Here is a 13,981-nt window from a genome sequence, read left to right on the forward strand (position 1 = left end):
GTCGGGAATTAATCGGCACACATCAGGCTATATTGCATCTTCCGGCAGGTTAAGATCGCGCCCCCGGGTTTCCGGCGCAAAAAAGGTTGCAACTAAACCGATACCCGCCATAAACACGAAATAGACCGCAATCGGCCACCAGTGACCGGTATAAGACAGCATGGCTGAAGCCACAAGCGGCGCCGTTCCGCCTGACATAATAGAACCCAGCTCTTTAGCCACCGCCATTTTAGTATAACGGTTAGTGACACCAAACAGCTCAACACCCCATGCTGCCTGTACACCAAAGATACCCAGTGATGCCAGCCCCATACCAACAATGATGGTAATCATCACAATAATCGGTTCGCGGGTTTCCAGCAGCATAAAGGCCGGAAATGCATACAGAACCAGCAAAATACAAAACCAGCGATAGGTAATTCGACGACCAAACCGATCGGATAGCCATCCGGCCAGCGGAATAATCAGGAAACCCAACAACGAAGCAATAAATACTGCCATGGTGGGTACTGACTTATCAACCATCAGAACTTTCGCCACATAGCCGATAATAAAGCCCTGAGCCAGATAGGAAGGTCCATTCTCACCAATACGTAAACCGACCATAATCCAGAAAGCTTTGGTACGTTTCCAGAAACTACGCGTATCTTTCTGCTTGACTTGCTGGTGCCCTTTTTCCATGGCTAAACGGCGCTGCTCTTCCAGAACCTGTTTTTGACGCTCAAATACCGGCGTTTCACGCATATGACGACGGATAAACAGCGCAACCGCAGCAATCAAAATACTGGACAGGAACGGTATACGCCATCCCCACTCCAGTAAGCTTTGCTTATCCATTTGCAACACAATCAGCCATACCAAAGAGGCCAGTAAAGTACCGCTGTTAGAGCCCAGTGCAATGATTGATGACACCAGACCACGTTTCTCAGCCGGGGCATACTCTCCCAACATCACAGCACCACCGGAAAGTTCTGCGCCAGCCCCCAGCCCTTGCATAAAACGCAGAAAGGCTAAACAGCCCGGAGCCCATAAACCGATAGTGGCATAACTGGGTATCAGGCCAATTAAGGTGGTTGAAGCCCCCATCAGCGTGATAGTAATCACCATCACTAACTTACGTCCTTTGCGATCTCCCAGCCAGCCAAACAACAATGCGCCAATCGGTCGGGCAATAAAGCCAACTGAATAGGTAGCAAAGCTGGAGATTAAAGCCACAACCGGAGTGGCGTTCGGAAAGAAGACATCACCGAAAATGATCCCCGCCGCCAGTCCGTATAGTGCAAAATCGGCGTATTCCATGGTGGTACCTAACCAGCATGAAAACGTCGCCCGCCAGAAATCCTTACGCCCTTCCTGTGTTGTCAGCCTCTCATCGGCTGCCGTCATCTCTGACGAAGCCTGAGGTAATGACTCAGAGCTATTTATTATTGTCATTCGTTATCCCCTGTGTGATACAGATTAACAGCCGGCATCCGGCGTGTTACTTGCCCATATAACCAACAAACTGACTGGCCAATTATCAATCAAGCACAATCATTTCGTTATGCTGCAAAGTTTATCTACCCGCGTAGATAGATCAAATCTACTCGCGTAGATCTTGAAGTGGCTCACAAAATGCGTTGTTTTTACCTGAGTAATGTGACAAGAAAATGAATGAACCTAAAAATGAATAACTAAAAAAGAGAAATTACAGCCAACGTCGCACTCGCTGACAATAACGCTGATAGTTCTCACCAAAAATCTCAGCCAGCGCCCTTTCTTCCGGAATGATTTGAAAGCGTGTAATAAACCCAATAAATAACACAACCCCTGCCAGACTCAGCAAATTTCCTAACCATAAACAGATGCTCAACAATAGTAACGCTAATGCCAGATACATCGGATTGCGGGAAAAAGCATACAGTCCGCTATCAACCAGAGTGGTAGCTGAATTGACTTTGACAGGATTTACCGTGGTCTTCTGGCGATAGAACATCGCCAGACTGGATAAACCAATAATACCGGAGGCCAGAAAACAGATACCAGACACCACCGACATTAAGGTAGATGCCGTTCGAAATGACGGGAACCACCAGTTAATTAAGCCAATAAGCAGCAAAGAGACAGCGAAAATAATCGGTGGTGGAAAACGTAGCTCAAGTGCTGAACATCTCATGGCTTGTCCTCTATTCTTCCAACAGCGTTCTCAACCCTGCTGCTTTGTTCTCTATTTCCAGCCACTCCTGCTCAGGGTCAGAACCCGCCACAATACCAGCTCCCGCATAGAGGTGGATATTACTGCCTTCCACCAAAGCAGAACGCAGAGAAACAGCGAACTCGGTTTGGTTTAAAGAGATATACCCGGCAGAACCGGCGTACCAGTCACGAGTAAAGGGTTCATGTTGCAGAATAAACTGACGAGCAGGTTCACGAGGAAGCCCCGCTACTGCCGCCGTTGGCTGTAATCGTTGCAGACTGTCTGCATCATTAGCTACCGCCAGCTCCGCGTGAATACAACGCCGCAGATGCTGCACTTTACGTAAGCGAACAATCTCCGCGGGCAGAACGTCAATGGCCAGAATACCACCGTGTAGCCGCTGGCAAATATCATCAACCACCAGCAGGTTTTCATGTTGATTCTTTTTATCCTGCATTAACCAGTCGCCCAGTTGTTTAGCCTGCTGGTTATCTGATGAACTGGCTACCGTACCCGCCAGCGCTTCGGTAGTCAGATGTTGGCCAACCCGTAAAAACAGGCATTCCGGAGACGAACCCAAAAATGCGGTTTTATCATCCATGCGCATCATAAAGTGAAAACAATGGTGATTGACTTTCTCACTGGCATTAAGAAAAGCCGCCGGATTTAGCGGTTCATTTAGCGAAAGCGTCGATTTACGAGCCAACACTACTTTTTCAAACTGCCCTTGTTGAATAGTTGCCAGTGCCTGATTTAACAGATCGCACCACCCCTGCTTTTCTGGCTGATGCTGCACCGAATTAACCGTTACATTAAGTACCGGTAACGGTTTGGAGGTGGTTAACTGCTCAATGCATTTTTGTGCAATAACAACATCGTCAGCCAGCGAGGTCTCGCTGTAAAGATTCACCACCAGCTTACCGCCGTCCATATCCCGCAACAGCTCAATACGAGGCAAGAACAATGCACTTTTTGGCGTGTTTAATGACGGCGTTTCTACCTGATCAAAGGTATTCAATCCCCAGATACGCATATCGGCGACGTTATTAGAAATCAAAAACTGACGGGCAGAATCCGCATCATTAAAGCGGATCACCTCACCACACACCGCCGCTTCTTCCAGATCGTCACGCTGACGCCAGTAAAACTGTGGAAAAATCGGCTGAGCTGCAAGCCAGCTAAGTAACGAGGTACGTTGCTGAAGCGTGAGGGAAACGGTAATTCGCTCCCGACCTGGTTCCGGGCGAGCAACTTCTTGCAGGCGCTTATGCAGCTGCGTCACCAGTTCAGATATTTGCTTCACTACAACCTCTCGGAGATAAAACTTAAAACCAGGGATTATACGGTGGATTGAATCGAAAATCAGATAAAAATAGATTGTCGCACAGGGTCATTTTTTAAAAACGAACTATTAATCAAAATTGGCTTTTGAAGATATTCCGCCCGTAATGACTGAGTGCTTATATTTTCATCGTGCACGGCCGGAAGACCATCGGTACTTTAGCGCCAAGTACGTCGGGCCTGGCCGGGTTAGGGGCAGTTATGAAACATTTGATGGTGTTTCACCCTTCAGGTCAACGCAAACGTTGTTCAAACAGGCTTTGCCTGTTTGTCCGGCAGCTAAAGCTGCTACGGGCACAACGTCAATATACGCTCATAGTCTTTACGGTCGGTATAGCCACTGAAACTGATACCTATAAATTAAAAATACCGGCAAACATCGCCGGTATTTTCTTCAAAACAACTACCAATTACATCATCGGAAACGCATACCGCGCCAGCTTAATCAGCGGCTCCGGATACAGACCGAAGAACAGCACCGCTAATGCCGACAGCAGAACCACCACACCACCGGCGGTTAACGCCCAGTTACTTGGCGTATCACGCTGACGCTCTTGCGGCGCTTCCAGATACAGGCTGACCATGGTACGCAGATAGTAGTAAAGACCAATCGCACTACCTACCACTACCGTAACGGTTAACCACCACAGGTCAGCACTCACACCGATTGCGATAACATAGAACTTACCAATAAAACCTAATGTCATCGGCACACCGGCCAGAGACAGCATCATCACGGTTAACACTGCAGACAGAATTGGTTTATGCCAGAACAGGCCGCGATAAGCATACAAAGACTCAGCATCCGGGCCGGTATACGGACTGGACATCAAGCTGACCACACCAAATGCGCCCAGGCTGGCAAACAGATAACCTGCCAGATAGACGTTGATGGTTTCAATTGATAGCTGATGACCCTGAACCGCAATTAGCGCTACCAGTAGGTAACCCAAATGAGCGATAGAAGAGTAACCCAGCATCCGCTTAATGTTGCTTTGGGTCAGTGCCAGAATGTTACCAAACAGGATGGAACAGAAGGCAATAATCGCCAGCACGGTACGAACCGACTCACCATCAGCCACCGGCGCATACATAAACATCCGCACCAGCGCACCGAAGATAGCAATCTTACTGGCGGTAGCCAAAAAGGTTGATACCGGAGCCGGAGCCCCCTGATAAACGTCCGGCGTCCAGAGTTGGAACGGCACCAGCGACAGCTTAAAGCCAAAACCAACCAGCATCATACCCAGACCAACAATCAGCAGCGGTTGATGCAGCACTTTATCGCTCATGCTGTGGCCCAGATCGGCGAAAGACAAGCCACCGGTTCCCGCATACAGCAGCGCCATACCAAACAGTAAGAATGAAGAGGCCGCAGCAGACAACACCATATATTTAATGGACGCTTCCAGTGAACGGCGCTGGCGATAGGCATAACCCACCAAACCAAACAGCGGCAGTGAAAGCAGTTCAATACCAATAAACAGCGATGCCAGATGGTTAGCACCAGCCAATACCACCCCACCCAACGCAGCGATCAGCACCAGCAGATAAAACTCTTCTTTATTATCCGGGTAGCCACTCAGCCATGGGTAAGCAAAGGTACAGGTTGCCAGACTAGCCAACAGCACCAGTGCGGTGAAAAAGATTGAGAATCCATCGATTCGTAACAGCGGGGTCACATCCGTAGCCGGTTGCTGTGCAACAATAAACAGCGAAAGCAGCGCAACGTTAAGGCCAATAACCGTAATCGTTGCATTAAGGAAGTGATCGCGTCGCCACGCAATGGACAGCATCACAACCACCACGGTCAATCCAACGATTAACAGCGGTAATAGAGAAAGCATATGTTGTGCAGTTAGTGTCATGGCGATTTACTTTCCTATAGACATGTCTGGAGATACGGAAGCCGCAGCGTTATACCATTGAGAAATGGTGCTCACCGCAGAGTGTGACGTATCCAGAACCGGCTGAGGGTAAACGCCTAACAGTACCAGCAACACCACCAGTAACAGCACCATGGACAGCTCACGCACGTTCATGCCTGCAATTGGTTTATCAGATTTTGGTGCACCGTAATAAGCACGTTGCATCATAACCAGTGAGTAAACTGATGCGAATACCAAACCAAACGTTGCCACCACGGTAATAACCGGAACTACCGGATAGCTTCCAAACAGAATCATAAATTCACCAACGAAGTTACCGGTTCCCGGCATACCTAACGTCGCTACAGCAAAGAACAGCGACAGCGCTGGTAAATAACGAATACGCTTCCACAGACCACCCATTTCACGCATATCGCGCGTATGCAGGCGCTCATACAGTTGACCACTGATGATAAACAGACCGGCAGCCGACAGACCGTGAGCAATCATCTGCACCACGGCACCCTGATAAGCCAATACGCTGCCGCTATAGATAGCGATCATCACAAAGCCCATATGGGAAATACTGGTGTAAGCGATTAAACGTTTAATATCGGTCTGAACAAACGCCATCCATGCACCGTAGAAGATCCCCAACACACCCAACCACATAGCGATTGGCGCGAATGCATGAGAGGCTTCCGGGAAGAACGGCAGGCTGAAACGCAGTAAACCATAAGCAGCGGTCTTCAACAGCAGACCAGCAAGGTCAACAGAACCTGCGGTTGGTGCCTGACTGTGAGCATCCGGCAACCAGCCGTGCAGCGGCACTACCGGCATTTTCATCGCAAAAGCGATAAAGAAGCCCAGCATCAGCAGGAACTGTACTTCGTAGGACATTGGCGTATTCAGCAAGTCTTCATAGTTGAAGGTCATCACGCCGGTGGCTTTGAAGTGAACAAACACCAGACCAACGATGGCAATCAACATGAACAGGCTGCTGGCCTGCGCATAAATAAAGAATTTAGTCGCTGCGCTAATGCGGGTTTTACCGTCAGATCCTTTATGCCCCCAGAGGGCAATCAGGAAGTACATCGGAACCAGCATAATCTCCCAGAAGAAGAAGAACAGGAACATATCGACAGCCAGGAACACCCCCATCACCCCGCCAAGAATCCACAGCAGGTTTAAATGGAAGAAACCCTGAGAGCGTTGACCTTCTGTCCATGAACAGAGAATAGCCAGCAGCCCCAGAAAAGCCGTCAATACAACCATCAGCAATGACAGACCATCTAATGCCAGATGAATCTGAATGCCAAGGCTTGGGATCCAGTCTACGCGGAATGGCTCAGCCAACCACATGTTCTGCGGAGAAGTGACGGTAAAACCGCTCTCCATCCACAGATACAGGGAGAGAACCAGCGTTAACCCCATCGATATCAGCGCAACATAACGAGGCACTTGTTTACCTAAGCGCTCGCTCGGCCAGCAAAGGAAGCCGCCGATAAAGGGTAAAAGTATTAGCCAAGGTAGTAGCATGGCGTTTTATGTCCTTTATTTGAATAAGCTTTATTTGAAAAACTACAAAATTTTTCTTTTGTTAAGTTATTCAGTTAAACCCACAATAACAGAGCCAATACGACCACTGCTCCCAAAGCCATTGACGCGGCGTACCAGCGCAACAGACCATTTTCACTGACTACCATCGTACGGTTACATAAGCGGACAAACATCGCCGTCAGGTTCATCAGAGAGTTCAGTGGATCGCGCTGTAACAACTTCGCCACGGCCAGATAAGGTTTAACAAACACCTTGTCATACAGCCAGTCGAAGCCCCACGCGTTATACCACCAGGTAGAGAGCAGTTTGCCCGGTCCGCTTTGTGCAATGCTGGTAACCAGTTGACGTTTGCCAAGGTACAGCACTGCCGCCAGTAAGATACCGACAATCGCCACACCACCGGAGATCATCTCTAACATCAGTTTGCCTTCTTCCGGCCATTCACGAACCGGTAACACACCGCCCAGCGGCAGCGCGAGGAAAGCACCCACTGCGGTTGATAACACCAGCAGCACGACCAGCGGTAACGTATGGGAAATCCCACCCACTGAATGCGCTTCGGTTTTCTCTTCACCGTGGAACACAATAAAGATCATGCGGAAGGTATACAGCGAGGTCAGGAATGCCCCGACTAAACCTGCCAGCATTAAGTTAAAGTGGCCTGATGCATAGGCTTCAAACAGGATCTTATCCTTACTAAAGAAGCCGGAAGTGACCATTGGTAATGCAGACAGTGCCGCACCACCCACCAGGAAGCAAACATACACCAGAGGGATCTTCTTACGTAATCCGCCCATTTTGAAAATGTTTTGCTCATGGTGGCAAGCCAGAATCACCGAGCCGGATGACAGGAATAACAGCGCTTTAAAGAAAGCGTGAGTCATCAGGTGGAAGATTGCTGCGTCCCATGCCTGTACGCCCAGCGCCAGAAACATGTAACCCAGCTGACTCATGGTTGAGTAGGCCAGAACACGTTTAATATCGGTTTGAACCAGTGCTGCAAAACCGGCCAGCAACAATGTCACACCACCGATAACACCCACCAGATTCAGTACCTCTGGCGTCAGCAGGAACAGACCGTTAGTACGGGCAATCAGATAAACACCCGCGGTAACCATGGTCGCGGCGTGGATCAGAGCAGAAACCGGTGTTGGCCCCGCCATCGCATCAGCCAGCCAGGTTTGTAACGGTAACTGTGCTGATTTACCCACTGCACCACCCACTAACATCAGGGTTGCCCAGTTCAGAGCCGTTGAACCTGCCGCAAATTTCTGCGGAGCCAGTTCCAGCATCTCACGGATATTCAACGTACCCAGTTCACGGAACAGGATAAACAGACCAATGGCCAGGAACACGTCACCTACACGGGTCACGATAAAGGCTTTCATGGCCGCTGCGCCATTATTTGGATTGGTATAGTAGAAACCAATTAACAGGTAACTACACAGCCCTACCCCTTCCCAGCCGAGATACATCAGCAGTAAGTTGTCGGCCAGTACCAAAACCACCATGCTGGCGATAAACAAGTTGGTATAAGCAAAGAAACGGGAATACCCCTCTTCACCACGCATATACCATGAGGCATACAGGTGAATGAAGAAGCCAACGCCAACCACCACTGACAACATGGTGACCGACAGGCTATCCAGCGTTAACGTCACGCTGATATCAAAGTTATCCACTTTCATCCAGGTCCAGAGTACCTGTTGAGATACTTCTGCCGGATTGCCCTGAGAGACAAAGCTATAAACTATCCACGCCGTAACCAGAGCTGCCAGACCGATAGAACCCACACCCACCGTAGCAGAGGTGTTCTCAGACCAGCGACCGCGGGAGAATGCCAACAGCAAAAAGCCCAGCAGCGGTAGCAAAATTGTTAGATATAGTAGGTTCTGGTTCATCCGCGCATCTCACTGACAGAGTCGACATTCAGGGTTTGACGACGACGATGAAGCTGTAATAACAGCGCCAGACCAATACTGGCCTCTGCCGCTGCAAGGCTAATCACCAGAATGTACATCACCTGTCCATCCGGCTGTTGCCAAAAGCTACCCGCCACTACAAACGCCAACGCTACGGCGTTGATCATGATTTCCAGGCTGATCAGCATGAATAACAAATTACGACGGATCAGCAGCCCGGCCAGACCCAGCGCGAACAGAATCGCCGCCAGTATCAGACCATGTTCCAATGGGATCATGCTTGTTCCTCCGTTTTGTTAATCGACGCTTCAGCACTCTTGTTCTCACGACCTAAGTGGTAAGCAACAACAAGACCTGCTAACAGCAGCATAGAAGCCAGTTCAACGGCAAGAACGTAAGGACCGAACAGGCTCACTCCTACTCGTTTCGCGTCTACCATATCCCCATAAATAGGTTGACCCGCTGCGCTATAGATACCAATGCACAGGATCACTAACAGCACCAGACAGAGTGCCGCAGGGCCAAGCCATACGCCAGGTTTCAGCCACTCACGCTCCTGATGGGTAACTGAATCACCAAGATTCAGCATCATCACCACGAACACGAACAGCACCATAATGGCCCCGGCGTAAACGATAATTTCAAGCGCACCGGCAAAGTAGGCTCCCAGCGAGAAGAACACGCAGGAAATAGCCAGCAGCGAGACGATTAAAAACAGCAGCGCATGCACCGGATTGGTATGTGTAATCACCCTTAGCGTTGCCAGAACGGCAATGGCCGCTGAAATATAAAATGCAACTTCCACGTTCCGCTCCTTTAGGGTAAAAGACTTTTCAGGTCGATTGGTTTAGATTCATTTTCCGCTTCGCCTTTACCCTTACCGTCAATCGCCATACCGGACATACGGTAGAAGCTATATTCAGGGTATTTACCCGGGCCAGAAATCAGCAGATCTTCTTTTTCATACACCAGATCCTGACGTTTAAAGTCAGCCATTTCAAAGTCTGGCGTTAACTGAATGGCCGTAGTCGGGCAAGCCTCTTCACACATGCCGCAGAAAATGCAGCGTGAGAAGTTAATGCGGAAAAACTCAGGATACCAACGGCCATCCTGCATCTCGGCTTTTTGCAGCGAGATACAGCCAACCGGACAGGCAACCGCACACAGGTTACAGGCTACGCAACGCTCTTCTCCGTCAGGATCGCGGGTCAGAACAATACGGCCACGGTAACGAGGCGGGACGTAAATAGGTACATCCGGGTACATTCTCGTGTCACGCTTATGAAACGCGTGCAGGAAAATCATCCACAGACTGCGCAGTTGGGTACCGAAACCAACCACTAACTCTTTTAATGTCATGGTTATCTCTCCCTTATTGCGCTTTGATCAGAATGATGGCCGCTGTAACCAGCAGGTTCAACAGCGTCAACGGCAAGCAAACGCGCCAGCCAAAAGACATCACCTGGTCATAACGTGGACGAGGCAATGATGCCCGCACCAGAATAAACATCATCATGAAGAAGCCAGTTTTCAGTGCAAACCACACAATCGGTGGTAAGAACGGCCCCTGCCAGCCACCAAAGAACAGCGTCACGATTAAGGCAGAAATGGTTACGATACCGACATATTCACCCACGAAGAACAGACCGAACTTCATACCGGAATATTCAATGTGGTAACCGTCAGCCAGTTCCTGTTCCGCTTCCGGCTGGTCAAATGGATGACGGTGACATACTGCGATACCCGCTATCACAAAGGTGACAAAGCCAAAGAACTGAGGAATAACAAACCAGACGTCTGCCTGTGCTTCTACGATATCGCGCATGTTGAACGAGCCGGTCACCGCAACAATCCCCATTAGCGACAAGCCCAGAAACACTTCGTAGCTCAGGGTTTGCGCCGAGGCGCGCATGGCACCTAACAGAGCATATTTGTTGTTACTTGACCAACCGGCAAACAGCACCGCATATACCGCTAAACCTGCCAGCATAAAGAAGAACAAAATGCCGATATTCAGGTCAGATACGCCCCAGGTTGGGGTAACCGGTACAATAGCGAAAGCCAGTAGCATTGAGCTGAAGGCAATAATCGGTGCCAGAGTAAAGATCATCTTGTCAGAGAAGTTGGGAACCCAGTCCTCTTTGAAGAACATCTTAATCATGTCTGCCACGATTTGCAGTGAACCAAACGGCCCTACGCGGTTTGGTCCATAACGATCCTGAAACAGAGATAACAGGCGGCGTTCACCGAAACTCATCAGTGCACCGCAGGTTACCACTACCAGCAGGATCACTACTGCTTTACCGATAGCAATCAGAGTATCCGTCACTTCCGGAGTCAGCCAACTCATACCGTCGTCTCCTTCAGGTTGTCAACGCGCTTGCCAACCAGAGCAGGAGAAATGCCCGGTAAGCCCAGAGGCAGACCAATAAAACCTGCTTCCAGCGCATCGCTGATTCTCACCGGCAGCTTCAGGTCGGAACCTTCGCAGCTGAACGCCACGACAGAACCAACATTGACGCTCAGTTTGGCGGCATCTTGTGGATTCAGCATCACGTAAGCCTCTGGCATACGTTGCTGAATCACATCGGAACGCTGTGACATTTCATCACTACCAAACAGATGGTAATAAGGTGCTACCTGCCAGCTATTTTCGCCGTTAGCGGCTACATTCACTACCGCATCAAAATAGGCCAGTTCGCCGCTTTCCGCTTTCTCAATCAGACGTACGCCCGGATCGCCAGAACGCAGTTTTCCACCCACTTCAGACTGGAATTTGTTCCACGCCTGTGGGGAGTTCCAGCCCGGAGCCCAGGCAAATGGAATCTGCTGACGATCGGCTTCAGGTGCGCTATAGCCTTCCATTGAATAAGCAAACGCAGTGTCATTATCCTGAGGCTGACGTTTTTCATGCACGCTGACATCAGCCATCATTGCGGTACGACCGCTGTAACGGTGAGGTTCACGGGCAATTTTCAGGCCTTTAATACGGAATGACGCATCCGGTGCAGCGTTAACGATACCTGCCAGTTGCGGGAACTCTTGAGCTACCGCGCTAACCACGTGATCCAACAGCGTCCAGTCAAGACGACGGCTGTTATACACGCTGTCCAGCGAATGCAGCCAGCGCCAGCTTTCCAGAATATAGCTCTTATGAGCAGCATCTTTATCATAGAACGAAGGTTCGTAAACCTGGAAGAAGCGTTGAGCGCGGCCTTCCTGATTCACCAGCGTACCGTCACTTTCTGCGAAACTTGCCGCAGAAAGAATTAGGGTCGCTTTATCCATCACTTCAGTACGCTGATGGTCAACAACAATAAGATTTTCAATTTTGGCCAGTGCCGCATCAATACGCGCTCTGGAAGCATGACGGTATAAGTCATTCTCCATCACGATTAGGGTATCGGCTTCACCACTTTCGATTTGAGTCAGCGCATCATCGATGGAGCTACCACCCATCATTGCCACACCCATGCTGTTGGCTTCTGCCGCAACAAAGGTGATACCGGTTTCCAGACCCTGCTTTTTCAGAGCCAGTGCAATATTGGTTGCTGCCTGAATAATTTCTTCACTGCCAGCACCGCTGCCGGTAACGATTAATGGTTTTCTGGCACCGGACAACGCCTGAACGATGATATCCACTTTGCTTTTTAACGATGCCGGTAAATCAGCTACCGCTGGCGCAGAACTGTCGATGCCGTGAGCAATAGAAAAACCTAAGCGAGCCTGCTCGGCAACGGAAGCGCTGTAGTTCCAGGCAGCAACATCATCAAGACGAGTGCTATCAATATTGGTCACAAACAGAGGATATTTCGCATGTTGACCAATGTTCTGTACCGCTGCGATTTGCCAGTCGGCAACGCGCTGGGCAGCTGCCATCTCGCGAGCTTTGCCTTTCACTGCCTGACGCAGTGCCAGAGCAATACGCGCACCGGTTTGAGTAACATCTTCACCCAGTACCAGTACCGCATCATAACCTTCCATCTCGCGCAGTGAGGGGGTATATAAACCGCTTTCACGCATTACTTTCTGCATCAGTTGAACCCGCGCTAATTCGCCGGCTTCAATACCGCTGGAGTAGTTCTCAGCACCAACCAGTTGGCGTAACGCATAGTTACTTTCCAGACTGGCACGCGGTGAACCAATACCGATGGTTTTCTTAGACTGACGCAGTACGTCTGCAGCACCTTCCATCGCCTGTTCCGGATTCAGGTGAATCCAGTCCTGACCGCGTAACTGCTGCGGACTACGTGGACGATCTTTCAGGTTAACGTAACCGTAGCCAAAACGACCGCGGTCACATAAGAAATAGTGGTTTACCGTGCCGTTGTAACGGTTCTCAATACGGCGCAATTCACCATAGCGTTCGCCCGGGCTGGTATTACAGCCGACGCTACACTGCTGGCAAATGCTTGGGGCAAACTGCATATCCCATTTACGGTTATAACGCTCGGAGTGCGTCTTATCGGTGAATACACCGGTAGGACAGACTTCCACCAGGTTACCTGAGAATTCGCTTTCCAGGGTGCCGTCTTCCGGACGCCCAAAGTACACGTTGTCATGGGAACCATATACGCCAAAGTCTTCACCGCCCGCATAATCTTTGTAATAACGAACGCAGCGATAACAGGCGATACAGCGGTTCATTTCATGGTTAATGAAAGGCCCCAGTTCCTGATTGTTGTGCGTACGCTTATTAAAGCGATATTTGCGGAAGCTATGACCGGTCATAACGGTCATATCTTGTAAATGACAGTTTCCGCCCTCCTCACAGACCGGACAGTCGTGAGGGTGGTTTACCATTAAGAACTCCACGACGGCTTCGCGGAATTTTTTGGCTTCTTCATCTTCAATAGCAATATAGCTACCGTCAGATGCCGGTGTCATACATGACATAACCAGACGCCCGCGTTTATCATCAGGCCCCTGGAACTGCTTTACCGCACATTGGCGGCAAGCGCCGACGCTACCGAGCGCCGGATGCCAGCAAAAGTAAGGAATATCGAGGCCGAGTGAGAGACATGCCTGCAGCAGGTTCTCAGCACCATCAACTTCGTATTCTTCGCCGTCTACATGAATCGTTGCCATAGTCAGCATGCTTCCTGTAGCCCGCA

Annotated in this window: 11 protein-coding genes; all 11 read right to left on the bottom strand. The window is 49.8% G+C overall.

What is annotated here, in order from left to right; all coding sequences use genetic code 11:
• Nucleotides 1-27: 27 nt before the first annotated feature.
• Nucleotides 28-1,434: an MFS transporter gene (locus I2494_RS16660; protein ID WP_218468054.1), complete on the bottom strand. Its 1,407-nt coding sequence runs from the start codon at nucleotides 1,432-1,434 to the stop codon at nucleotides 28-30.
• A gap of 253 nt (nucleotides 1,435-1,687) precedes the next feature.
• Nucleotides 1,688-2,155, bottom strand: a complete 468-nt coding sequence (locus tag I2494_RS16665) for a methyltransferase family protein (RefSeq protein ID WP_218468053.1) — start codon at nucleotides 2,153-2,155, stop codon at nucleotides 1,688-1,690.
• Between the two features lie 10 nt (nucleotides 2,156-2,165).
• Nucleotides 2,166-3,479: an isochorismate synthase MenF gene (gene menF / locus I2494_RS16670; RefSeq protein WP_218468052.1), complete on the bottom strand. Its 1,314-nt coding sequence runs from the start codon at nucleotides 3,477-3,479 to the stop codon at nucleotides 2,166-2,168.
• A gap of 448 nt (nucleotides 3,480-3,927) precedes the next feature.
• A complete protein-coding gene (gene nuoN, locus I2494_RS16675; RefSeq protein ID WP_140919329.1) occupies nucleotides 3,928-5,385 on the bottom strand; it encodes an NADH-quinone oxidoreductase subunit NuoN in 1,458 nt (485 codons plus the stop codon).
• Between the two features lie 6 nt (nucleotides 5,386-5,391).
• The gene (gene nuoM / locus I2494_RS16680; protein ID WP_130590927.1) at nucleotides 5,392-6,924 is read right to left on the bottom strand and encodes an NADH-quinone oxidoreductase subunit M; all 1,533 of its coding nucleotides are present in this window, start codon (nucleotides 6,922-6,924) and stop codon (nucleotides 5,392-5,394) included.
• A 74-nt stretch (nucleotides 6,925-6,998) separates the two neighbouring features.
• Nucleotides 6,999-8,846 carry an NADH-quinone oxidoreductase subunit L gene (nuoL, locus tag I2494_RS16685; protein WP_218468051.1) on the bottom strand — a complete coding sequence of 616 codons (1,848 nt, stop codon included), beginning with the start codon at nucleotides 8,844-8,846 and terminating at the stop codon, nucleotides 6,999-7,001.
• Nucleotides 8,843-9,145: an NADH-quinone oxidoreductase subunit NuoK gene (gene nuoK, locus I2494_RS16690; protein WP_108901855.1), complete on the bottom strand. Its 303-nt coding sequence runs from the start codon at nucleotides 9,143-9,145 to the stop codon at nucleotides 8,843-8,845. Before nuoK ends, nuoL begins: the two co-directional genes overlap by 4 nt.
• Nucleotides 9,142-9,672: an NADH-quinone oxidoreductase subunit J gene (nuoJ, locus tag I2494_RS16695; protein ID WP_130590929.1), complete on the bottom strand. Its 531-nt coding sequence runs from the start codon at nucleotides 9,670-9,672 to the stop codon at nucleotides 9,142-9,144. The genes nuoK and nuoJ overlap by 4 nt, the downstream gene beginning before the upstream one ends.
• A gap of 11 nt (nucleotides 9,673-9,683) precedes the next feature.
• Nucleotides 9,684-10,226 (bottom strand): NADH-quinone oxidoreductase subunit NuoI, encoded by a 543-nt coding sequence (gene nuoI / locus I2494_RS16700; protein WP_108901853.1) that lies wholly within the window; start codon nucleotides 10,224-10,226, stop codon nucleotides 9,684-9,686.
• Nucleotides 10,227-10,239: 13 nt separating this feature from the next.
• Entirely contained in the window at nucleotides 10,240-11,217 is a 978-nt protein-coding gene (nuoH, locus tag I2494_RS16705; RefSeq protein ID WP_130590930.1) for an NADH-quinone oxidoreductase subunit NuoH, read from the bottom strand.
• Entirely contained in the window at nucleotides 11,214-13,955 is a 2,742-nt protein-coding gene (gene nuoG, locus I2494_RS16710) for an NADH-quinone oxidoreductase subunit NuoG (RefSeq protein WP_218468050.1), read from the bottom strand. Before nuoG ends, nuoH begins: the two co-directional genes overlap by 4 nt.
• Nucleotides 13,956-13,981: the final 26 nt, after the last annotated feature.

It is taken from the genome of Limnobaculum allomyrinae, from assembly GCF_016649425.1.
GTDB lineage: Bacteria > Pseudomonadota > Gammaproteobacteria > Enterobacterales > Enterobacteriaceae > Limnobaculum > Limnobaculum allomyrinae.

Coding starts and splice junctions, on each gene's coding strand:
- I2494_RS16660 (WP_218468054.1), bottom strand. CDS start 1,434: ATGACAATAATAAATAGCTCTGAGTCATTACCTCAGGCTTCGTCAGAG.
- I2494_RS16665 (WP_218468053.1), bottom strand. CDS start 2,155: ATGAGATGTTCAGCACTTGAGCTACGTTTTCCACCACCGATTATTTTC.
- nuoN (WP_140919329.1), bottom strand. CDS start 5,385: ATGACACTAACTGCACAACATATGCTTTCTCTATTACCGCTGTTAATC.
- nuoM (WP_130590927.1), bottom strand. CDS start 6,924: ATGCTACTACCTTGGCTAATACTTTTACCCTTTATCGGCGGCTTCCTT.
- nuoL (WP_218468051.1), bottom strand. CDS start 8,846: ATGAACCAGAACCTACTATATCTAACAATTTTGCTACCGCTGCTGGGC.
- nuoK (WP_108901855.1), bottom strand. CDS start 9,145: ATGATCCCATTGGAACATGGTCTGATACTGGCGGCGATTCTGTTCGCG.
- nuoI (WP_108901853.1), bottom strand. CDS start 10,226: ATGACATTAAAAGAGTTAGTGGTTGGTTTCGGTACCCAACTGCGCAGT.
- nuoH (WP_130590930.1), bottom strand. CDS start 11,217: ATGAGTTGGCTGACTCCGGAAGTGACGGATACTCTGATTGCTATCGGT.
- nuoG (WP_218468050.1), bottom strand. CDS start 13,955: ATGGCAACGATTCATGTAGACGGCGAAGAATACGAAGTTGATGGTGCT.